This is a genomic window from Micromonospora sp. CPCC 205546, from assembly GCF_036902715.1.
GTDB lineage: Bacteria > Actinomycetota > Actinomycetes > Mycobacteriales > Micromonosporaceae > Micromonospora.
Map to the genome: position 1 here is coordinate 22,860 of NZ_JBAKHL010000021.1, position 20,699 is coordinate 43,558.

Consider the following 20,699-nt stretch of genomic DNA (forward strand, 5'->3'; position numbering starts at 1 on the left):
CGCGTTTCATTTGCATGGCCATGCGGGCTGGTGCATAATCTTCCCCGTGTCCAAGGTTCTCACCTCCCTGCCCACCGGCGAACGTGTCGGCATCGCCTTCTCCGGCGGCCTCGACACCTCGGTCGCGGTCGCGTGGATGCGCGACAAGGGCGCCGTTCCCTGCGCCTACACCGCCGACATCGGCCAGTACGACGAGCCGGACATCGCCTCGGTGCCCGGCCGCGCGCTCAGCTACGGCGCCGAGGTCGCCCGGCTGGTCGACTGCCGCGCCGCCCTGGTCGAGGAGGGCCTGGCGGCGCTGACCTGCGGGGCCTTCCACATCCGCTCGGGCGGGCGGGCCTACTTCAACACCACCCCGCTGGGCCGGGCCGTGACCGGGACCCTGCTGGTGCGGGCGATGATCTCCGACGACGTCCAGATCTGGGGCGACGGCTCGACCTTCAAGGGAAACGACATCGAGCGGTTCTACCGCTACGGGCTGCTGGCCAACCCGCAGCTGCGGATCTACAAGCCGTGGCTCGACACCGACTTCGTCACCGAACTGGGTGGGCGCAAGGAGATGTCGGAGTGGCTGCTCGAACGCGGCCTGCCGTACCGGGACAGCACCGAGAAGGCGTACTCCACCGACGCCAACATCTGGGGCGCCACGCACGAGGCGAAGACCCTCGAACACCTCGACACCGGCATCGAGACGGTCAACCCGATCATGGGAGTCCGGTTCTGGGACCCGTCGGTGGAGATCCCCACCGAGGACGTCACGATCGGCTTCGACCAGGGCCGCCCGGTGACGATCAACGGCAAGGAGTTCGGCAGCCCCGTCGACCTGGTGCTGGAGGCCAACGCCATCGGCGGCCGGCACGGCATGGGCATGTCGGACCAGATCGAGAACCGGATCATCGAGGCCAAGAGCCGGGGCATCTACGAGGCGCCCGGCATGGCGCTGCTGCACGCCGCATACGAGCGGCTGGTCAACGCCATCCACAACGAGGACACCCTGGCGAACTACCACAACGAGGGCCGCCGCCTCGGTCGGCTGATGTACGAGGGGCGCTGGCTGGACCCGCAGGCGCTGATGCTGCGCGAGTCGTTGCAGCGCTGGGTGGGCACGGCGGTCACCGGCGAGGTGACGTTGCGGCTGCGCCGGGGCGAGGACTACTCGATCCTCGACACCACCGGCCCGGCGTTCAGCTACCACCCCGACAAGCTGTCGATGGAGCGTACCGAGGACTCGGCGTTCGGCCCGTCGGACCGGATCGGCCAGCTCACCATGCGCAACCTGGACATCGCAGACTCGCGGGCGAAGCTGGAGCAGTACGCGACCCTCGGCATGGTCGGCGGCGCGGCCCCGCAGCGGGTGGTCGGCGCCGCGCAGGCCGCCTCGACCGGGCTGATCGGCGCGATGCCGCAGGGCGGTGCGGAGGCCATCGCCTCCCGGGGGGTCCCCTCCGCCGCCGACGAGGCCCTCGACCGCGCCGCGATGGAGTTCGGCGTCGACTGAGCGACGCCTCTGGACATGATCGTCACGTGGCCCGGAGGTCCCTCATGTCGAGGGGCTTCCGGGCCACGTCGCTCAGGGAGCCTCGGGGCGTCTGTCGCGTCCTATCCGACCTTGAGGGCCAGCTTCCCGACATAGTGATCATTCAGGGCGCGGTGCGCATCCCCGGCTCGGGCCAACGGGAAAGTCCGGGCGACGTGGACCTCGAAGGAGCTCGCCTCGATGATCGCGTTCAGCCGATCGGTGGCGGTGGGGCTTCGGTCCCCGTCGTATTCGGACACCGTCGCCCCCGGCGACGTCACCGGCGTGGGCAGGACACCGTTCGGCCAGGCGATCCGTCCCGACTTCTTGATCGCGCGCAGAGATCGTTCGGCAATCTCGCCTCCCACGGTGACCAGAGCCGCATCGAGCCCGCCCGGTGCGAACTCGAACGCCGCAGCCAACACGTCGTCTCGACGACCGTCGACGGCGTCGTCGGCGCCCAGCCGCCGGGCCAGGGCGACACCGTCGTCACCAGAGGCCACGGCCAACACCCGGATGCCGCTGTGCCGCGCCAGCTGCACGGCCATGTGGCCGATACCCCCGCTGGCCCCGAAGACCATGAGCGTCTGGTCCGGCCGCAGCCCGAGCAGGTCGAGACCGCTCAGTGCGGTCAGGGCATCCCACGCCATCGCGCCGGCCTGTCCGGTCGGCAGCCGGTCGGGCACGCGAGCCACGAACTCCGCCTCGACGACGGCGTACTCGGCGTAGGAGCCACCACGCGGCACCGGCATCGTCGCGGCGTAGACCCGCTCGCCCACGTCGAACCGTGTGACGTTGCGCCCGACCGCGGCCACCGTGCCGGCCGCGTCCCAGCCGAGGATGTAGGGGAAGGTCGAGGCGACGCCGAAAACGCCGTCGTAGTTCCCCTCCCGCTCGCCCGCGTCCCAGGACCCGACGCCTGCGTACTCCACCCGGACGAGGACGTCGTCGTCGCCGACCTGCGGGAGCGGTGTCCGGCGCGACGAGAGTTCGTCGACTCCGCCGAACCGGTCAAGGACGACCGCGTTCATCTGCGGCGCCACGATCGCGTCGCCTGCTGTGCGCTCGACTCTGCTCCCCATCGTCCCCCCTTGTTTACTTGAGTGCATCAAGGATCATTGGACCACAGCTATTTGAGTGAATCAACTAACTCACCTAGGCTGGGGACGTGGCGCTGCCGAACGGACCCGTGACTCCCTCGTCCGAGGCCGAGGCAGCCCTGTTCGACCTGGTCGACGTGTACGACCGCGCCTACGAGGCGGCGGCAGCCGAGCTGTCGCTCAGCCCGGCGCAGGCATGTGTGCTCGGGCGACTCGATGAGCGACGGGGCATGGGCGCCCTGGCCGAGGAACTCGGCTGCGATGCCTCCAACATCACCCAGATCGTCGCGCGTCTCGAAGCGCTCGGCCTCGTGACCCGCGAACCGAATCCCCGGGACCGCCGCGCACGGCTCGTCGCGAGAACCCCCCGGGGGAACGAGATCAACCACCGGTTCGCAACGGCCTTCACCTTCGCCCGTACGGCGGTCGGACGACTCTCGCCCGACGAGCAGGACCAGTTGACGGCGCTGCTGCGCAAGGCACTGGGCTGACGTGCCTGCGCCCTGACCCGACCGAGCTGGATTCAACGGCTTCACGCGGGCGGGCCAGAATCAAGCAAGCCGGCGGCTGCGGATCGTCTACGCCAGACCCGGCGAGACACCTGCGGCGTGTCTCATAGGTCGCTTCCCCACCCAGGACTCCCGGCCTCTGTGCGGCAACGGCCTCTGCTGTGGCGCGGTCAACGCTGGACCGTCGTTCCGCGGGCCTCCAAGCGGGCCAGGACGTCGGGGTCGTCGAGGTGCGCCAGCGAGACGTCCAGGGTGTGTAGCGCAGGCAGCGACTCCAGCGCCGCCGCTCCCGTGCATTCCCCGGTCAGTACCAGTTCCGACAGGGCCGGGTGGCCGGTCAGCGGGGTCAGGTCCAACGGCCCTGGACGATATCCGTGGCCGTCCAGATCCAGGGACTGCAGGCCGGACAGTGCGTGAATGCCCTCCAGCGACGTCACGTTGTAGTCGTCGGACTCGCCGCCGGTGTCGATGTCCAGGGTCTGCTCGATCAGCATGTAGATGTCGCTGCCGCCGTCGAACTGCAGGTCGGTGATCGCTGCGGCCTCGGCCGACGGCACCGTGACGGCATGTAACAGCTCTAGTGACGCCTGCAGGCGCGGGCCTGGACCTGGGTAGCCGTCCTCCGGGCCATCGGGGCCGGTCGACTCGATGAGCGCCTTGAGGTCGTCGGCAGCGATCGCGTCGTCCAGCAGGGCGTCCAGGACGCCCAGGTGCAGGCCGAGGTCGGCGAAGATGAGGGTCATGATCCCGACCGTATCGGGACCGCTTCATCGACTGGGCGCGGGCCCGGGACTGGGTGCGGAACCTGCCCGAGCCCGAGCGGCACGAGCGGGCCCGAGACCGGGTGGCCGCCCGTGCGGAATCGACGTCACGGACGGTAGCGTGTCGCCCGTGTTTCCTACCGTCCGTGAGGTTCTCGCGCTGGACCCGGTCCGCCACGGCGCCCCGCGCCTGGTCGCCGGGGAGGCCGGCCTCGACCGTCCGGTGCGCTGGGTGCACGTGACCGAGGTGCCCGACATCGCCCCCCTGCTCGGCGGCGGCGAGCTGGTGCTCACCACCGGGATCGGGCTACCCGCCGACGACGCCGGGCTGCGCGTCTTCATCGGCGAGCTGGCGGACGTGGGCGTCTCCGGTCTGGTCGTCGAGCTGGGCCGCCGGTACGTCAGCGGGGTGCCCCGGGTGATGGCCGCCGCCGCCGAGCGGCGCGGGCTGCCCCTGGTCGAGCTGCGGCGGGCCACCCCGTTCGTCCGGATCACCGAGGCCGTGCACGCGCTGATCGTCGACGCCCAGCTGACCGAGCTGCGGGCCACGGAGGAGATCCACCAGCGCTTCACGGAGCTGTCGGTGGAGGGCGCCGGCCCCGGCGAGGTGGTGCGGCAGGCCGCCGAGCTCTCCGGCTGCCCGGTGGTGCTGGAGAACCTCTCCCGGCAGGTGCTCGCGTACGACCCGGCGGGGGAGAGCGCCGAGCTGCTGCTGGACTGCTGGGAGCAGCACTCGCGGCGGATCCGGCCGGCCGGGCGGACCGCGTACGACGGTGACAACGGGTGGCTGGTGACCACGGTGGGCGCCCGGGGACAGGACTGGGGACGGCTGCTGCTGCGCTGGCCGGGCGGGGGCGACCTGTCGGCCGGTCGGCGCGTGTTCGGCCCGGACGGGGAGGGCGGCGCGCCGGTCGGTGTCGTCGCGCCGCCCGTGGTCCCACCCACCCGGCTGACCATCCTCGTCGAGCGGGCGGCCTCGACCCTGGCCCTGGGCCGGCTGATCCGCCGCGACGCCGAGGGCCTGGAGCGGCAGATCCACCGGACGCTGCTCACCGCCCTGCTGGACCACTCCCTGCCGGTCGACGAGGTCGCGTTGCGGGCCCGGGCGCTCGGCGTGGTGCTGGACCGGCGGCACCTGGTCGGGGTGGTCATCCGGCATCGCGGCGACGAACCGGCGGGGGAGGGCGGCCCGGCCCCGGAGGCGGCACACCCCGATCCGGGCGCCGGCGGTCCACAGGCCGGCCCGGTGCGCCTGCGCGACCTCACCGAGGCGGTCGGGCAGGCGCTGCGCGAGGCGAAGCTGACCGGGCTGACCAGCCCCGTCGACGACCAGGCGGTCGGGGTGCTGCTCGCCCTGCCGGAGCCGGCGGCCGAGGAACGTTCGCTGGCCGCGTTCGCCACCACCCTGCGCCGCCTCCGTCCGGACGCACCCGCCGGCCCGGACGGCCCGACCCGCCCGGACAGTCATCTCCGTCTGGGCGGCTCCGCTCGTTCCGAGGGCCAGGTCCGCCCGGGCGGCCCTGTCCACGGTGACGGAGCGGCCCGGTCCAACGGCCGGACGAACGGCGTGGCCCGGCCGGCAGGCGGCGGCCTGCTCATCGCGGCCGGTTCCGGCGTGCCCGGCCTGCGGGAGGCGCGTCGGTCGCTGATCGAGGCCCGGCAGATCGCCGATGCCGCCCGGCGGGACCGACGGGACCTGCCGGTCTTCCGGCTGCCGCACGTCGGGCTGGCAGGGCTGCTGCACCTGCTGCGCGACGAGCCCCGGTTGCAGACCTTCGTCGAGCGGGAACTCGGCGCACTGCTGACCCACGACGCGCAGCACCCGCGGGAGCAACTGCTGGGCACCCTGCGGGCGTACCTGGAGCAGGGCCGCAACAAGTCGGCGGCGGCCGGGGCGGCACACCTGTCCCGACCGGCCTTCTACGAGCGGCTGGCGCGGATCCGCCGCGTCCTGGACGTGGACCTCGACTCGGTGGAGGCCTGCCTCTCCCTGCACGTCGCCCTGCTGGCCCTCGACGCCATCCGCACCTCCTGACCCCGCCAGCTCCTGTCTGCTGTCGATCATGAGGTTGGCGGGGAGGAATCGCCCGAACCGGGCTGCCAACCTCATGATCGGCGGGGCGGGTGGGGGAGAGCGGAGGTCAGGTCAGGGCGGCGAGGGCCTTCGCGTACGGCGGGGGGACGTGGTTCGGGCCGCCGGGGGTGAAGACGTCGGAGCTGGCGGCGGCCGACCAGGCCGTTTCGGGTACGGCGTCGACGAGCGCACGGACGACCGGGGCGTCGCGCCACTGGTCCTGCTCGGCGAGCAGGCTCAACGCCACCACCGACTCCTCCACCTCGCCGACGCACTCGAACGGCTTGTGCCCGTCCACGCCCAGCAGCTCGCGGTAGCCGGGGATCTGCGCGGGGTCGGCGAGCAGGTCGCCGCCGAAGATGTGGACGATGCGCTCGCGGGACATGAACGGCGCCATGGCCAGGAAGACGAACCGGCACTTCGGGCAGTCGCGGCACCAGCGCTCGCTGGCGTCGCGCAGCTTGAACGCGGCGTTGCAGCTCGTCACCACGTCGTCGTAGCGGTCGATCTCGGCGAACGACCGGGCGATGTGCAGCTCCGACAGCGACCGCAGCAGCGAGAAGTACGGCTCGGTGAGCCCGGCGTGCTCGGCCAGCGCGCCCCGCAGCAGCCCCTCGGCCTCCACGCCCTTGGACCACTGGTGGTTGATCTCGTGGCCGTTCCAGACGAGGTTCGGGTCCGACGCCGAGCGCTCGTTGGACATCACGACCGGGCCCAGGCCGTGCAGCACCGCCGTGGCGACGGCGATCAGCGAGTTGATCGCCGTGACCGGGATGTGGCCGTTGCGCGCCCCGGCGGCGTTCAGCTCGAACAGCACCGGGTCGATGCGCCGCCGGGCGGCGAGCGGGGTCAGCCCGGACGCCTCGTTGACCGCGACGATCACGTGGTTCGGGTTGACCGAGAACGGCACCGGGTCGAGGCCCGCCCGGCGCAGCGCCTCCAGGCTGACGATGGAATCCTTGCCGCCGCCCACCGCCGAGAGCGGACGCCGGTCGGAGTCGTCGTACACCCGGGGCGCGGACACCTCGCCCGCCGGCACCTCCGGGCGCAGCTCGAGCACGTGCGGCAGCCGGTTGCGGTACGCGTACTCCGCGAGGCCCTTGGTGTAGACGGCGGTGACCAGCTCGGCGGCGGCCGCGCCCAGCGGCGCCGGTAGCACCAGGCGCGGCGGAGCGGCGGCCTTGTAGTAGCTGACGCCGGCGACGACGTGCAGCAGCTCCAGCACCCGGCCGAGGGTCGCCACGGTCTCGTCCGACGGCGGCGCGTCCGGCAGCGGAAGGGTGACCACCTCGGTGAACCGCTGCTCGCCGTCGGCGCCCGTGAGGGCGTAGTCGAACAACACCTCCCCGGTGGAGAGGTCGATCGAGTAGGACGGGAAGGTGAAGGCGTCCATCCGCCGCAGCTGCTCATTGGGCACACGCCATACTAGGCCCTGGTTCGTCCGGCCGTGTCCGGCTGCGTCGGACCCGCCCCCGCCTCACCGTCGACATCCCACGAGGAGAGCCAGTGCGCCTGTCTGACCTGCGCGGACGTACCGTCGCCGTCTGGGGGGCCGGCCGGGAGGGCCGGGCCGCGGTGATCGCGATCGCCGCGCACGGCCCGGCCGACCTGGTCGCCGTCGACGACAGCGCCAACTTCCTCAGCCTGCCCTGGGAGGGGCCCCTGGCCGAGGCGGCGCCGCTGGTCACCGGCGAGGAGGGCTTCGCCCGGCTGGCCGCCGCCGACGTGGTGGTCCGCTCGCCCGGCGTGCCGCAGACCCACCCGTGGCTGGTCGAGCTGCGCCGGCGCGGCGCGACCGTCACGCAGGGCACCGCCCTGTGGATGGCCGACCACGCCGCCCGCACCGTCGGCGTCACCGGCAGCAAGGGCAAGAGCACCACCTCCAGCCTGATCAGCCACCTGCTCGCCGCCGTCGACCGGCCGAACGTCTTCGGCGGCAACATCGGCGTGCCGACGCTGGACCTGCCGGAGGCGGAGCTGTACGTGCTGGAGCTCTCCAGCTACCAGTGCAGCGACCTGACCGACTCGCCCCGCGTCGCGGTCGTCACCTCGCTCTTCCCCGAGCACCTCGACGCGCACGGCGGCGAGCGCGAGTACTACCGCGACAAGCTCAACCTGCTGGCGCACGGGCCGCGGACCGTGGTGGTCAACGGCGCCGACCCGAGGCTCGCCCTCGAACTGGGTGACCGCGCGGCGGTGCGCGCCGGCCTGCCGGACACCGTCCACGTGGCCGGCGGCGCGGACGGCACGCCCTGGTTCCACCTCGGCGACCGGCCGCTGTTCCCGCGCGCGGTGCTGCCGCTCGTGGGCCGGCACAACGAGGGCAACCTCTGCGTCGCCCTCGCCGTGCTCGACGCGCTCGGCGTCGACGTGGTGGAGCGCAGGGACACCCTGGCCGTGGCGGTCGCCGGGTTCCAGGGGCTGGCCCACCGGCTCACCGAGATCGCCGACCCGTCCGGCCTGACCTTCGTCGACGACACGCTCGCCACCAGCCCGTACGCGGCCATGCACGCCATCGACGCGTACGAGGGACGGCCGTTGACGGTGATCGTCGGCGGCACCGACCGGGGCCTGGACTACACGCCGCTGCGCGAGCACCTCGTGGAGCGCGAGCTCACCGTGCTCGGCATCCCCGACAGCGGCGCCCGCATCGTCGAGGCGCTCGCCGGCCTGCCGAAGGTGCGTACCGAGGTGGTCGAGGACCTCGTCGAGGCGGTCCGGCGCGCCCGCGAGCTGACCCCCGCCGGCGGGGTGGTGCTGCTCTCCCCGGCCGCGCCCAGCTATGGACGGTTCCGCAACTTCGAGCACCGCTCCGAGGTCTTCGCCCAGGCCGTCCGGGACACGGCCGGCTGACGCCGCCCCGGTCGGGTCCACCGGCTCGCGCGGGGCCAACACGGCGGTCGGCGGCCCGGTAGTGTCCGTGCGAGGGTTCGACAATCGTGAATGGGGTGGCGATGGTGGCTGCGTCGAGAAGGACGATCCTGGCGGCACTGGCCACGGCGGCGATCGGCAGCCCCGCGCTGCTGCCGGCCGGCGCCACTCCCGCCAGGGCGGCCACCGGCGACCTGTACGGTTCGAACACCGAGCTCTACGCCACCCCGGGCCTGCTGGAGGGCAACCAGTACGCCCGTCGCTACTGCCGGCACGGGGTCCTGGACGACTCCCAGAGCACCGACGCGGGGATCCCCCAGGTGGCGGTCCTCGCGCCGCACGGGGGCGGTATCGAGACGGGCACCTCGGAGCTCTGCCTCGCGATCGCCGGATACCACCCGGCGACCAGGGCGGTCACGGCCGACGGCAAGGGGCTGCACGACTACTGGATGTTCGAGGGGCTGCTCGGCACCGGCAACGGTGACCTGCACGTGACCTCGGTCAACTGCGATGACCCGTGGGCTGAGTCGGTCTGCGGCGGGGCCCGCTGCGCCGTCGCCCTGCACGGGTGCACCCCGGAGCAGGCCGGCGAGCCGGCGGGGACCGAGGCCGTGTTGATCGGCGGGCTCGACGTCACGCTGCGGGAGTTGCTGCGCCAGGAGTTCGTGAGGGTCGGCATCGGGGTCGCCCAGGGGACCAACGACGCCATCGACGGCACCCACCCGCGCAACATCTGCAACCGGACGCTCTCGGGGGCGGGCGCGCAGTTGGAACTGACCACGCCGCTGCGGCACGCCATGTTCGGCACCAACACCAGAGCCGAGCGGAAGAACACCACGCAGCCGCGCTTCTGGGAATTCGTGTCCGCGACCCGGGCGGCTCTGGCCCTGCGCGCCGGCGCCTGAGGGCGGGGCCGCCCGCACACGCGGGGCCGGTCAGCGCCGCGCCCCGTGCAGGGCACGCATCGCGCGGATCGCCGAGCGGATCTCCTGCAGGTAGCGGCCGGGGGTGAGCGCCGGCTCGGGCAGCCCGGCCAGCTCGGGCAGGGCCGGGTCGACGCCGATGGTCTCGATGGCGCAGCCGTACGGCACGGCGAGGGTGCGCAGCGCGTCGCAGTGCTGGAACGGCACGTAGATCGGGGCGGTCACCATCAGCACCGGATCGCCCGCGCGCAGGCGGACGTGCTCGGCCCAGAACCGCTGGGTGTCGGCGGTGTGCGCGCGGCGTCGGGCGGGGTCGCTGGACGGGGCGGCGAGCACCCGGACCGGCGGGCCGTCCACGGGCCGGTACGTGCGCGACGACCAGGAGTGGTGCGGATGGCCCGCGTCGTGGCCGTCGTCCTCGGCCGGTGCGGACATCCGGAACTCCCGTCGCACCGCCGCGTCCAGCGCCGCCACCTCAGTGTCGCAGGGCGGGACGCCGGCCGCGGCCAGCGCCCGGCACTCCGCGTCGGAGAGCGGACGGAAGCTGCCCAGCACCGCCACCTCGCCGCCGATCCGGGTGCCGGCGCGCAGCAGGTGCGCCGCGTACGCGACCCGGCGCTGGCAGGCGTGCGCCAACCCGCCGAGCACGACCAGATGGGCGTACCCGGGCCGGGCGGGCGCTGCCGGGCGGACCATGCCCAGCGTGGCGGCGGTGGCGAGCACCAGTCGCGCGGTGGCCGGGTCGAAGGCCGGTTCCCGGGCGTCCGGGCGCTCGCGGCCGCCGCGGAAGTCCCAGTGCCGCGCCGAGAAGTCGTCGAGCGCGGCCAGCACCGCCGCGAGGTCCCCGTCCGGCCAGTCGCCGCCGAAGTGCCCGACGAGGGCGCGCAGCGGCGCCGAGCCCACCCAGGCCCGTACGCCGGCCGCGATCGCCGGGCCCGCCGTGCCGGTCGGCAGCGCCGGCGTCCCAGATGGCCTCTCCGCACCGGTCCGCACCGCCGGATCGTACCGACGGCCGGGGTGCCGGGGAGGCCGGCGACCGGGCCGGGCGACGTTGCTGCCGGGCTCCTCCGCGCGGCCCGGGGACGCCCGGGCAGGGTGCTCACGAGCCGCTGGCCGGATCCCCGGCACGGCGGGGTAGCCCCCGGCCTCCCCACCCGGACCTGAGCAGGCGCAGGGCGCCGGCCCCGGCCAGGTACGCCACCAGCGCCGGCACCGGCACCCCCAGCGGCTCGGGCGCCGACCTCGGCGTCTGCGCGTTGACCACCAGGGCGTACACCACGGCGACGAACCCGGCGGCGGTGAGCGCGGTGCGCGCGCGGGCCCGCCACCCGCCGCTGCCGGCACGACCGCCGTTGCCGCCGCGACCATTGCCCGCGCGACCGCCGCCGGCGCGGGCCTCCACGGGGCCGAGGACGGCGACCAGGGCGATCAGCACCACGGCCAGCATCAGCACCCATGGCACCCGCCAGGCCAGCCAGGCGGTCGAGGCCACCGGCGCGGTCGGCAGCCAGCCGACCGCGTCCAGCGCGCCCACCAGCAGGATCGCGGCGCTGAGGTGCCAGAGGAACACGGTGAGCACCACCGAGTTCACCGCGATCACCGCCTGCCACGGGCCGGGGCGGCGCAGCCAGCGCTCCGCCGGGTCGCGCAGCAGCAGGATCAGCCCGAACTGCGCGACGGTCAGCATCAGCAGGGCCAGGCTGGGCGGGGCCGCGTTGTCCAGGCGCTCGCCCGGGACGTTGAGCATGCTGACGGGGTACGGTCCGACGGTGGTCAGCAACACGGTCGCGGCCAGCCCGCCCACCAGCCCCGCCGCGCCCGCGCGCGGGGACAGCGGCAGCCGACGTCCTCGGGCCCGGGTGGGCGCGGGGCCGGTCGGGGCCTCGCCGGGCCTCGGCGCGGCCTGCGCAGCCGGGTGGGCGTCGTGACGCCCGGCGTCGGCGTCGCGCCAGGCGATGCCGAGCTGGTGCACGGCGAGCCAGCCGAAGACGTAGTTGGGCAGCGCCAGCTCGGTCGGGCCCAGCGCCCGCCCCACGTCGCCGGCGACGACCAGCGCGGCCAGCGTCGCCGGCACGAACAGACCGAAGCGCCGGTGCAGGGCGAGCATCGCCGGGGTCAGCGGCACCACGATCAGGTAGGCGGCGAGGAACCAGAGCGGGATCGTGGCGAACCAGGCGACGGTACGCACCAGCGTCGCCCCGACGCCGGCCAGCGACGCGAGCGCGGCGCCGCCGGCGATCACCAGCAGCAGTGCGGTCGTGGGACGCAGCAGCCGGGCGCCCCGGCCCAGCAGCCAGGCGGTGGCGTCGACGCCGGCGGCCCGACGGGCGGTCAGCGAGGCGGCGTTGGCGTACCCGCCGACCAGGAAGAAGATCGGCATCACCTGGGCGCCCCAGGTGAGCGGGTACGCCCACGGCAGGTCGGGCAGTGCCGAGCGCCCCGTCGGCCTGCCGGCGGCGTCCTCGCCGATCGCGGCGACCGCCCAGTGGCCGAGAACGACCATGCCGATGGCGAGCGCCCGGAGCAGGTCGACGTAGCGTTGCCGACCAGCGGGGGTGCGCGCGGCGAGTTGCCGCAGGCGGCGCATGGCCCGAGGGTACGGCAGGCGTGCATTGGCCGGTGCTGATAACGGTTCGGTCCCCGGGGGTTGAAGTCCACGCCCTCCTGCCGTAGAAATTCTTCAGCAAGATATTGCGAACTGAAGACAAATTCCCCCTGCGCCTCGTGCGGCGGTCGTCATCCCCCATCCGGCGACCGCCCGGACCGATCCGAGGAGAGACCATGAACAGGCGTGACATCCTGCGGCGCACCGCCGCCGCCGGCCTCCTGGCCACCCCCGCCGCCGGCCTGCTGACCGGCTGCGCCACGGGCGGTGGCGACGACAAGGGCGACGCCGGCACCCACAAGGGCACCAAGAGCGAGCAGAACCCGCTCGGTGTCAAGGAGGACGCGCCCCTCGAGGTGGTGATCTTCAACGGCGGCTTCGGCGAGGAGTACGCGAAGGCCCACGAGGCCATGTACACCGAAAAGTACCCGAAGGCGAAGATCAACCACTCGGCGACGCAGGAGATCGCCAAGACCCTCCAGCCGCGCTTCGTCGACAACACCCCGCCGGACGTGGTCAACAACTCGGGCGCCAACCAGATCGACTTCAACGGCCTGGTCTCGCAGAACGCCATCGCCGACCTGGGCGAGCTGCTCGCCGCGCCGAGCCTCGACATCCCGGGCAAGACGGTCAAGGACACCCTGCTGCCGGGCGCGGTCGAGGTCGGCTCGTACGACGGCAAGTTCCTGGTGATGAACTACACCTACACCGTCTACGGCATCTGGCACTCCACCAAGCTCTTCACCGAGCGCAAGTGGGAGTACGCCAAGACCTGGGACGAGCACATCGCGCTGTGCAAGCAGATCAAGGCCGCGGGCATCGCCCCCTGGACGTACGCGGGCGCGCACCCGCGCTACATGAGCTGGCCGTTGATCTCGACCGCGATCAAGTTCGGCGGCCCGTCGGTCGCCACCGCGATCGACAACCTGGAGCCCAACGCCTGGAAGTCCGACGGGATGAAGGCCGCCGCCGACGCCTGGCACCAGATCGTCAAGGACAAGTTCATCCTCGAGGGCTCGCCCGGCCTCGACCACAAGCAGTCGCAGACCGCGTGGTGCCAGGGCAAGGCGGCCTTCATCTCCTGCGGTTCCTGGCTGGAGAGCGAGCAGAAGGACGTCACCCCGGCCGGGTTCAACATGACCGTCCAGCCGACGCCGAGCCTGGGCAGCGGCGACAAGCTGCCGTTCGAGGCCGTCCGGGGCACCGCCGGCGAGCCGTTCATGATCCCGGCCAAGGCCAAGAACGTCGCCGGCGGCCTGGAGTACTTCCGGATCATGCTCTCCAAGAAGGGCGCGCAGGACTTCACCAAGAAGGTCTCCAGCCTGACCGTGGTGGCCGGCGCCAGCGAGGGCGTCGAGCTGCCGTACGGGCTGAACACCGTGGTGAAGGCGCTGGACGCCTCCGGCGCCAACGGCTTCAACTGGGTCTACAACAACTACTACCGCAAGCTGGAGCGCAACCTGGTCGACGCCGCGTGCGGCGAGTTCTTCAGCGGGCGGATCGGCCCGGCGGAGTTCCTCGACCAGTGCCAGAAGGGCGCGGACGAGATCGCCCAGGACAGCTCGATCAAGAAGTACAAGCGGGCCGCCTGACACCCCGGTCCGGTAGGGGCGGGATGCGCCGTCCCGCCCCTACCGGACCGCCGCTGAAGAGGTAGGACCTCAACGTGAGACATGGCAAGTACCCGCTGATCGTCACCTTCCTGGTGCCGCCGGTGCTGCTCTACGTCATCTTCGTCGTCTCGCCGTACCTGCAGGCGTTCCAGATCTCCACCACCGACTGGCTCGGCTACTCCGCCGACGCCAACTCGGTCGGGCTGGCGAACTTCAAGACGCTGTGGAACGACGACTACGTCTGGAACGCGCTGAAGAACAACGCGATCCTGCTGGCGCTGGTTCCGGTGCTGACGATCGTGCTCGGCCTCTTCTTCGCCGCCATGCTCAACATGGGCGGCCGCAAGGGCCGGGCGGGGGTCAGCGGGGTGCGTGGCTCGTCGTTCTACCGCACGGTCTACTTCTTCCCGCAGGTGCTCTCGGTCGTGATCATCGCGCTGCTGTGGAAGGAGGTCTACCACCCGAACAAGGGGCTGCTCACCAGCGCCCTGAACAGCGTCGGCCTCGCCGCGCCCACCTGGCTCGGCGACCCGAGGACCGCCTTCTGGTGCGTGCTCGCCGTCATGATCTGGAGCAACGTCGGCTTCTACGTGGTGCTCTTCGGCGCGGCCATGTCGGCCATTCCGAAGGAGATCTACGAGGCGGTCATGCTCGACGGCGCCTCCCGGCTGGCCACGCTGTGGAAGGTGACCATCCCGCTGCTCTGGGACACCGTCCAGGTCGCCTGGGTCTACCTGGCCATCTTCGCGCTGGACGGGTTCATCCTGGTGCAGCTGATGACCAACGGCGGGCCCAACTTCTCCACCGACGTCATCGGTGTGCGGATGTACGACACGGCGTTCGGCAGCGAGACCAAGTTCGGCTACGCCTCGGCGATCGGCGTGGTGATGTTCTTCCTGACCCTCACGGTGGCGGTGCTGGCGCTGCGGGCCAGCAAGCGAGACAGGATCGAGTACTCGTGACGACTCTGGACAAGCCGGTCCCGGTGGCGCTGCCCGAGCCTGCCGGCCCCGCCGACCGCCCGGTACGCCGCGAGCTCGGCGTCGCCAACGTGCTGTCGCACGGCTTCCTGCTGTTCTGGGGCGCGCTGACCGTACTGCCGCTGCTCTGGATGTTCGTCAGCTCGTTCAAGAGCAACGCGGAGATCCTGTCCGACCCGTGGAGCCTGCCCGGCGCGCTGCGCTTCGACAACTGGGCCCGGGCCTGGACCGGGGCGCACATCGGCCAGTACTTCCTCAACAGCCTGGTGGTGGTGGCCGGCTCGGTCGCCCTGACCATGCTGATGGGCGCCACCGCCGCGTACGTCTTCGCCCGCTACGACTTCCGGGGCAAGCAGGTCGTCTACTACCTGTTCGTCGGCGGGCTGATGTTCCCCGTCTTCCTCGCCCTGGTGCCGTTGTTCTTCGTGGTGCGCAACGCCGGCCTCTTCGGCACCTGGACCGGGTTGATCCTCGTCTACGCCGCCTACTCGCTGCCCTTCACGGTGTTCTTCCTGACCGCCTTCTTCCGCACCCTGCCCACCGCCGTCGCGGAGGCGGCCCTCGTCGACGGCTGCGGTCACTTCCGGCTCTTCTTCCAGGTGATGCTGCCGATGGCGCGTCCGGGACTGATCAGCGTCGCCATCTTCAACTTCCTCAGCCACTGGAACCAGTTCCTGCTGCCCCAGGTGCTCATGCAGGGCGACGAGTCCAAGTGGGTGCTCGCCCAGGGCCTCGCCGCGCTCTCGGTCAACCAGGGCTACGCCGGCGACTACGCGCAGCTCTTCGCCGGCCTGACCATCGCGGTGGTTCCGGTGCTGCTGGTCTACATCCTCTTCCAGCGCCAGGTGCAGTCCGGCCTCACGGCCGGCCAGCTGAAGTGAGCCCATCCGCACTGGACCGGTTCTGATCAGCTCAGCAGCGCGACGCGGCGCGTGCGGAGCGGGTCCGGCCGGTTGCGGTCTGCGCGCTGTCGAAGTGATGTCGTAGACGATTCGCTTGACGGTGGCGCGGTGGCGCGGTGGCGCGGTGGCGCGTGGTCCGGTCCGCGGCGATGAGCGCGCCGTGGAGCTGATGGTGTGAGCGGCCGTCGGGCGCGGGCGACGGGGAGCGACTCGTCCGGCCTGCTGTGCCAGCCGGTTGGCGCGGGCGACTCACCTGAAACCGGTGTAGCCGACGCGGCGCGGATGTCACGCGGCGCTGGCGCCGACCGCGTGATGACGTAAACGACTCAGCTCCAAAGCGCCGCGCGAGGTCACTCCTCGCCGCTGCGGCGGGAGCGCGGATCGACGGCGGGGCGGGAGCGCGGATCGAGGGCGGGGCGGGAGCGCGGATCGACGGCGGGGCGGCGACACGAGCGCCGTGTGCCTCGCCCGCCCCGCGCGCAAGCGTCAGGCCGGCGGGACCAGCAGGGCGTGCAGGGCCTGCGGATCGGTCACCTCGGGCAGTCCCCGGGCGGCGAGCCACGCCGCTGCGGCCGCGCCGTCGCCCGCCGAGTGCAGCGGCGCGTCCGGCCACCGTCGGCCGACCTCCGTCCGCACCACCGCGGCGAGCGGCGTGCCACCGGTCAGCAGGCCGCCGCCGAGCACGAGCGGGGAGGCGTCGCCGGCCGGGCGGATGCGGGCCGCGCTCGCCGCCAGGTGCGCGGCCGCCTCGTCGATCAGCCCGGCGGCGACCGGTTCGCCGTCCACGGCGGCGGCGACCACGAGGGGCGCCAGCCGGGCCAGCTCCACGGGGGGCCGCCGGGTCACCGCCTGGACCAGCGCGTCGACGGTGTCCCGGGGGCGGGCGGCCACGTCGGCGGAGCCGAGCAGCTCGGTGAGCACCTGCGCCGCCAGCCCACCCGGCGCGTGCCCCCGGTCGAGGTCGGCCAGCAGCCGGCGGACCGCCTCCCGGCCCAGCCAGTAGCCCGAGCCCGCGTCGCCGAGCAGCCACCCGTGACCGTCGGCGATCCGGTCCAGCCGCAGCTCGCGGACCCCGGCGGCGATCGCACCGGTGCCGGCGATGAGCACCGTGCCGTCGGGGCTGGCGGTGCCCGAGGCGTACGCGACCAGCGCGTCGCCGTGCACCGCGTACGGGCAGCGCAGGCCGGCGTCGCGCCAGGCCCGGTCGAAGGCGTCCCGACCCGCCGGGTCGGCGAGCAGCCGCCCCGCACCGGCCAGCCCGATCGTGCCACCGCGTACGCGGGCCGGATCGACGTCGGCGAGCGCCTGCCGCAGCGCGGTCAGCAGCTCGCCCGCGGCCCGTTCGGCGCCGTGGCTGGTGGGATTCCCGCCGCCCGCCCGGCCGCTGCCCAGCCGCCGCCCGTCCAGGGTCAGGGCGGTAGCCCGGGTGGACGTACCCCCGATGTCGAGACCGACCACGACGGTGTCGGACATCCGCACCCACCCCTCCGATCGACGCCGCTTCATGCTGGTCGGCCCGGCGACGACCGGCAAGGGGGCGGACGGGTTCCTGAGGCGTGCGCCAGGTAACAGTTTGAAAACTTCGCCCACGGTCTTGACACGGAGGGGCTTTCAGTAAGAACTTTTACCACTAACAGTTAACACTCTTTTCCGAAAGGTGCCCCATGGTTGATCACGAGGTGGACACCTCCGCGGGGACCGCGGTGGTCGACGCCGGCGCGGTCGACCGGCGGGGTGCGCTCGGGATCGGCTCCGACGGCGTGCTGGCCCGGGTCCGGGCCGGCGCGGGCGAGCTGACCGGGGCGCTGCGCCGGGTCGCCGAGCACGTGCTCAGCGACCCGGAGGCCGCCGCCCGGGCGACCATCGTGGAGCTGGCCGAGCGCAGCGGCACCTCGCCGGCCACGATCACCCGGTTCTGCCGGGCGATGGGCTTCGACGGCTACGCCGACCTGCGGCTGGGCATCGCCGCGGAGACCGGGCGGGCCCGCTCCGCGGGTTGGACCGTCGACATCGGACGCGAGATCCAGCCGAGTGATCCCCTCTCCCGGGTGCTCGACCAGATCATGGCCGCCGACACCCGTGCCATGCACGACACCGCCGCGCTGCTCGACCTCGCCGAGGTGGAACGGGCCGCCGTCGCCATCGCCGGGGCCTCGCGGGTCAACATCTTCGGGGCCAGCGGCAGCGCCCTGGTCGGCGAGGAGATGCAGTTCAGCCTGCACCGCATCGGAGTGGCGGCCTGGGTCTGGAACGACGTGCACGAGGGCCTCGCCAGCGCGGCCCTGCTGCGCCAGGGCGACGTGGCGCTCGGCATCTCGCACACCGGCCAGACCCGCGAGACCATCGAGATGCTCGCCGAGGCCGGCAGTCGGGGCGCGACGACCGTGGCGCTGACCGGGTTCCCGCGCTCACCGCTGGCAGAGCTGGCCGACATCGTGCTGCTCACCGCCAGCCAGGCCACCACCTTCCGCCCCGACGCGCTGTCCGCACGGCACCCGCAGCTGGTGGTGCTCGACCTGCTCTACATCGCCGTAGCCCAGCGCACCCACGACCGCGCCCACGCGGCCTTCCGGCGTACCGCCCAGGCCGTCGACGGGCACAAGGCCGCGAAGGGGGCCAGCGCATGATCAGCGCCCAGGGGTACGCCGACGCCGTCCGTCCGGTGCTCGACCGGCTCGTCGACGCCAGCGCCGACGGGATCGGGGTCGCCGCCGACCTGATCGCCACCAGCCTGCGCGCCGGCGGGGTGCTCCAGGCGTTCGGCGCCGGTCACTCCGAGGCGTTCGCCGCGGAGCTGGTCGCGCGGGCCGGCGGGCTCGTGCCCACGAACCGGCTCTCCCTGCACGACCTGGTGCTGCACGGCGACGCCCCGCGCGATGTGCTCGCCGACCCGAAGCTGGAGCGTGATCCCGCCGTCGCCCACCAGCTCTACGCGCTGGCCGCCCCGCAGCCGCGTGACGTGTTCGTGGTGGCCTCCCAGTCCGGCATCAACGGCTCGGTGGTCGAGCTGGCGACGCTGGTCACCGGACGCGGCCACCCGCTGATCGCGGTCACCTCGGTCGCGCACACCGCACGGGTCGCCCCACGGCACCCGTCCGGCCGGCGTCTCGCCGACCTCGCCGACGTCGTGCTGGACAACGGCGCGCCGTACGGCGACGCACTGCTGCCGCTCGAGGGCGGCGGCGCGGTCTGTGCGGTCTCCTCGGTCACCGCGGCGCTGCTGGCGCAGCTGTTGACCGCCGAGGTCGTACGACGGTTCCACCAGGTCGGGGAGGTACCCCCTGTCTACCTCTCCGCCAACGTCCCCGGCGGGGACGAGCACAACCACGCCCTCGAGTCGCGGTACGCCGGACGCCTCCGACGCACCGCCTGACCCGAACACACAAGGAGAGACGACGATGTCGATTACCCCCGACAACCCGGCCGACCTGAGCCGCCGGACCGTGCTGCGTCGGGCCGCCGCGGTGGGCCTGCTCGCCACCCCGGCCGCCGGCCTGCTGAGCGCCTGCGCGACCAGCGGCGGCGACGAGAAGAACGAGCCGGTCGCGGGCGGCACCAAGAGCGCCACCAACCCGCTCGGCGTGCCCGAGGACGTCCCCATCGAGGTGGTCATCTTCAACGGTGGCTACGGCGAGAAGTACGCCACCGACGTGCACCAGCCGCTGTACAAGAAGGCGTTCCCGAAGGCCGAGGTCAAGCACCAGTCGACCCAGGCCGTGTCCACGGTGCTCCAGCCGCGCTTCGCCTCGGGCAACCCGCCGGAGTTCGTCAACAACTCCGGCGAGAAGCTGATCGACTTCGGCTCCCTGGTCGCCGACGGTCAGCTCGCGGACCTCACCGAGCTGTGGGACGCCCCGTCGGTCGACGACCCCAACAAGAAGGTCCGCGACACCGTCGTGCCGGGCACCGTCGAGGCCGGTTCGTTCAACGGCAAGCCGTACGTCCTGTACTACGTCTCCACCGTCTTCGGCATCTGGTACTCGGGCAAGCTGTTCAAGGACAACGGCTGGGCGCCGGCGAAGAACTGGTCGGAGTTCACCGCCCTGCTCGACCAGATCAAGGCCAAGGGCATCACCCCGTACGGCTACGCCGGGGCGAACGCCGCGTACTACCAGTGGAACGTGATCCTCACCCACGCGGCGAAGATCGGCGGCACGGACGTGCTGAAGAACATCGACAACCTGGAGGACGGCGCCTGGCAGCAGGACGCCGTCAAGCAGGCCGCCGAGGCGTGGGCCGAGATCGGCGCCAAGTACGTCGACAAGAGCTTCGAGGGGCTCAAGCACACCGACGTGCAGCTGCGGCAGAACCAGTACAAGCTGGCGTTCTACCCCAGTGGCGACTGGCTGGAGGGCGAGCAGAAGAAGGACACGCCGTCCGGCTTCGACTACCAGCTCATGCCGGTGCCGAGCCTGTCCGCCTCGGACAAGCTGCCGGTGACGGCGCTGCGGGCGACCGCCGGTGAGGGCTACTTCGTCTCGGCCAAGAGCAAGAACCCCAAGGGTGGCCTGGAGTACATGCGCCAGATGCTCTCGGTGGCCGGCGCGAAGGGCTTCACGGAGGTGGTCAAGGCTCCGACGGTGGTCACCGCCGGCTCGGAGGGCTTCGCCTTCCCGCCCGGCGTGGCCAGCTCGCAGGCCGCGCTCAAGGCCGCCGGCCAGGACGTGTTCAACCTGTACTTCGACGGCTGGTACAAGGAGCTCGACACGGAGGCGCGGACGGCCACCAACGAGCTGATGTTCGGCCGGATCAAGGCGGACGCCTTCGTGGAGCGGATCCAGAAGCGCGCCGACGCGATCAAGAAGGACAGCTCCATCGCCAAGTTCACGCGCTGATCGATCGGAG

17 protein-coding genes are annotated in these 20,699 nt (G+C 72.5%); 11 read left to right on the forward strand and 6 right to left on the reverse strand.

The features are described 5' to 3' along the window. The first annotated feature begins 46 nt into the window (after positions 1–46). On the forward strand, positions 47–1,498 hold the full coding sequence (argG, locus tag V6U77_RS12765) for an argininosuccinate synthase (RefSeq protein ID WP_334606498.1): 1,452 nt from the start codon (positions 47–49) through the stop codon (positions 1,496–1,498). Between the two features lie 101 nt (positions 1,499–1,599). Here argG and V6U77_RS12770 read toward each other — a convergent pair whose 3' ends face one another. Then, positions 1,600–2,559 carry a quinone oxidoreductase family protein gene (locus V6U77_RS12770; RefSeq protein WP_334606499.1) on the reverse strand — a complete coding sequence of 320 codons (960 nt, stop codon included), beginning with the start codon at positions 2,557–2,559 and terminating at the stop codon, positions 1,600–1,602. A 125-nt stretch (positions 2,560–2,684) separates the two neighbouring features. On the opposite strand from V6U77_RS12770, the gene V6U77_RS12775 reads away from it, so the two are divergent. Further along, entirely contained in the window at positions 2,685–3,107 is a 423-nt protein-coding gene (locus V6U77_RS12775; protein WP_334606500.1) for a MarR family winged helix-turn-helix transcriptional regulator, read from the forward strand. 188 nt (positions 3,108–3,295) lie between these two features. Here the strand turns inward: V6U77_RS12775 and V6U77_RS12780 are convergent, their stop codons facing one another. After that, entirely contained in the window at positions 3,296–3,868 is a 573-nt protein-coding gene (locus V6U77_RS12780) for a DUF6892 domain-containing protein (RefSeq protein ID WP_334606501.1), read from the reverse strand. Between the two features lie 148 nt (positions 3,869–4,016). On the opposite strand from V6U77_RS12780, the gene V6U77_RS12785 reads away from it, so the two are divergent. After that, positions 4,017–5,921 (forward strand): PucR family transcriptional regulator, encoded by a 1,905-nt coding sequence (locus tag V6U77_RS12785; protein ID WP_442934425.1) that lies wholly within the window; start codon positions 4,017–4,019, stop codon positions 5,919–5,921. Between the two features lie 106 nt (positions 5,922–6,027). Here V6U77_RS12785 and V6U77_RS12790 read toward each other — a convergent pair whose 3' ends face one another. Beyond that, on the reverse strand, positions 6,028–7,377 hold the full coding sequence (locus tag V6U77_RS12790) for a hypothetical protein (RefSeq protein ID WP_334606503.1): 1,350 nt from the start codon (positions 7,375–7,377) through the stop codon (positions 6,028–6,030). Positions 7,378–7,466: 89 nt separating this feature from the next. Between V6U77_RS12790 and murD the strand changes: the two genes are divergently transcribed. Both murD and V6U77_RS12800 read left to right on the forward strand, forming a co-directional pair. Further along, on the forward strand, positions 7,467–8,813 hold the full coding sequence (gene murD, locus V6U77_RS12795; RefSeq protein WP_334606504.1) for a UDP-N-acetylmuramoyl-L-alanine--D-glutamate ligase: 1,347 nt from the start codon (positions 7,467–7,469) through the stop codon (positions 8,811–8,813). A 104-nt stretch (positions 8,814–8,917) separates the two neighbouring features. Further along, complete coding sequence (locus V6U77_RS12800; RefSeq protein ID WP_334606505.1) at positions 8,918–9,736, forward strand: poly-gamma-glutamate hydrolase family protein; 819 nt, start codon at positions 8,918–8,920, stop codon at positions 9,734–9,736. A 30-nt stretch (positions 9,737–9,766) separates the two neighbouring features. Here V6U77_RS12800 and V6U77_RS12805 read toward each other — a convergent pair whose 3' ends face one another. Together V6U77_RS12805 and V6U77_RS12810 are read right to left on the reverse strand one after the other, a co-directional pair. After that, positions 9,767–10,747, reverse strand: coding sequence for a hypothetical protein (locus tag V6U77_RS12805; RefSeq protein ID WP_334606506.1), 981 nt, complete (start codon positions 10,745–10,747; stop codon positions 9,767–9,769). Positions 10,748–10,853: 106 nt separating this feature from the next. Further along, positions 10,854–12,341 (reverse strand): acyltransferase family protein, encoded by a 1,488-nt coding sequence (locus V6U77_RS12810; protein WP_334606507.1) that lies wholly within the window; start codon positions 12,339–12,341, stop codon positions 10,854–10,856. Between the two features lie 194 nt (positions 12,342–12,535). On the opposite strand from V6U77_RS12810, the gene ngcE (V6U77_RS12815) reads away from it, so the two are divergent. The 3 genes from ngcE (V6U77_RS12815) to V6U77_RS12825 all read left to right on the forward strand — a co-directional run bounded on the left by ngcE (V6U77_RS12815) (position 12,536) and on the right by V6U77_RS12825 (position 15,833). Further along, positions 12,536–13,951 carry an N-acetylglucosamine/diacetylchitobiose ABC transporter substrate-binding protein gene (gene ngcE / locus V6U77_RS12815; protein ID WP_334606508.1) on the forward strand — a complete coding sequence of 472 codons (1,416 nt, stop codon included), beginning with the start codon at positions 12,536–12,538 and terminating at the stop codon, positions 13,949–13,951. A gap of 74 nt (positions 13,952–14,025) precedes the next feature. After that, the gene (locus V6U77_RS12820) at positions 14,026–14,934 is read left to right on the forward strand and encodes a carbohydrate ABC transporter permease (RefSeq protein ID WP_334606509.1); all 909 of its coding nucleotides are present in this window, start codon (positions 14,026–14,028) and stop codon (positions 14,932–14,934) included. After that, complete coding sequence (locus V6U77_RS12825; protein ID WP_442934426.1) at positions 14,931–15,833, forward strand: carbohydrate ABC transporter permease; 903 nt, start codon at positions 14,931–14,933, stop codon at positions 15,831–15,833. The genes V6U77_RS12820 and V6U77_RS12825 overlap by 4 nt, the downstream gene beginning before the upstream one ends. A gap of 507 nt (positions 15,834–16,340) precedes the next feature. Here V6U77_RS12825 and V6U77_RS12830 read toward each other — a convergent pair. Beyond that, positions 16,341–17,327: an N-acetylglucosamine kinase gene (locus tag V6U77_RS12830; RefSeq protein WP_334606510.1), complete on the reverse strand. Its 987-nt coding sequence runs from the start codon at positions 17,325–17,327 to the stop codon at positions 16,341–16,343. Positions 17,328–17,518: 191 nt separating this feature from the next. Here V6U77_RS12830 and V6U77_RS12835 point away from each other — a divergent pair, with 191 nt between their 5' ends. From V6U77_RS12835 to ngcE (V6U77_RS12845), 3 genes are read left to right on the forward strand one after another with little or no spacing between them, the layout of a single operon-like run. Next, a complete protein-coding gene (locus tag V6U77_RS12835; protein ID WP_334606511.1) occupies positions 17,519–18,481 on the forward strand; it encodes a MurR/RpiR family transcriptional regulator in 963 nt (320 codons plus the stop codon). Next, positions 18,478–19,227 carry an SIS domain-containing protein gene (locus V6U77_RS12840; protein WP_334606512.1) on the forward strand — a complete coding sequence of 250 codons (750 nt, stop codon included), beginning with the start codon at positions 18,478–18,480 and terminating at the stop codon, positions 19,225–19,227. Before V6U77_RS12835 ends, V6U77_RS12840 begins: the two co-directional genes overlap by 4 nt. A 25-nt stretch (positions 19,228–19,252) precedes the next feature. After that, a complete protein-coding gene (gene ngcE, locus V6U77_RS12845; RefSeq protein WP_334606513.1) occupies positions 19,253–20,689 on the forward strand; it encodes an N-acetylglucosamine/diacetylchitobiose ABC transporter substrate-binding protein in 1,437 nt (478 codons plus the stop codon). The last annotated feature ends 10 nt before the right edge of the window (positions 20,690–20,699 follow it).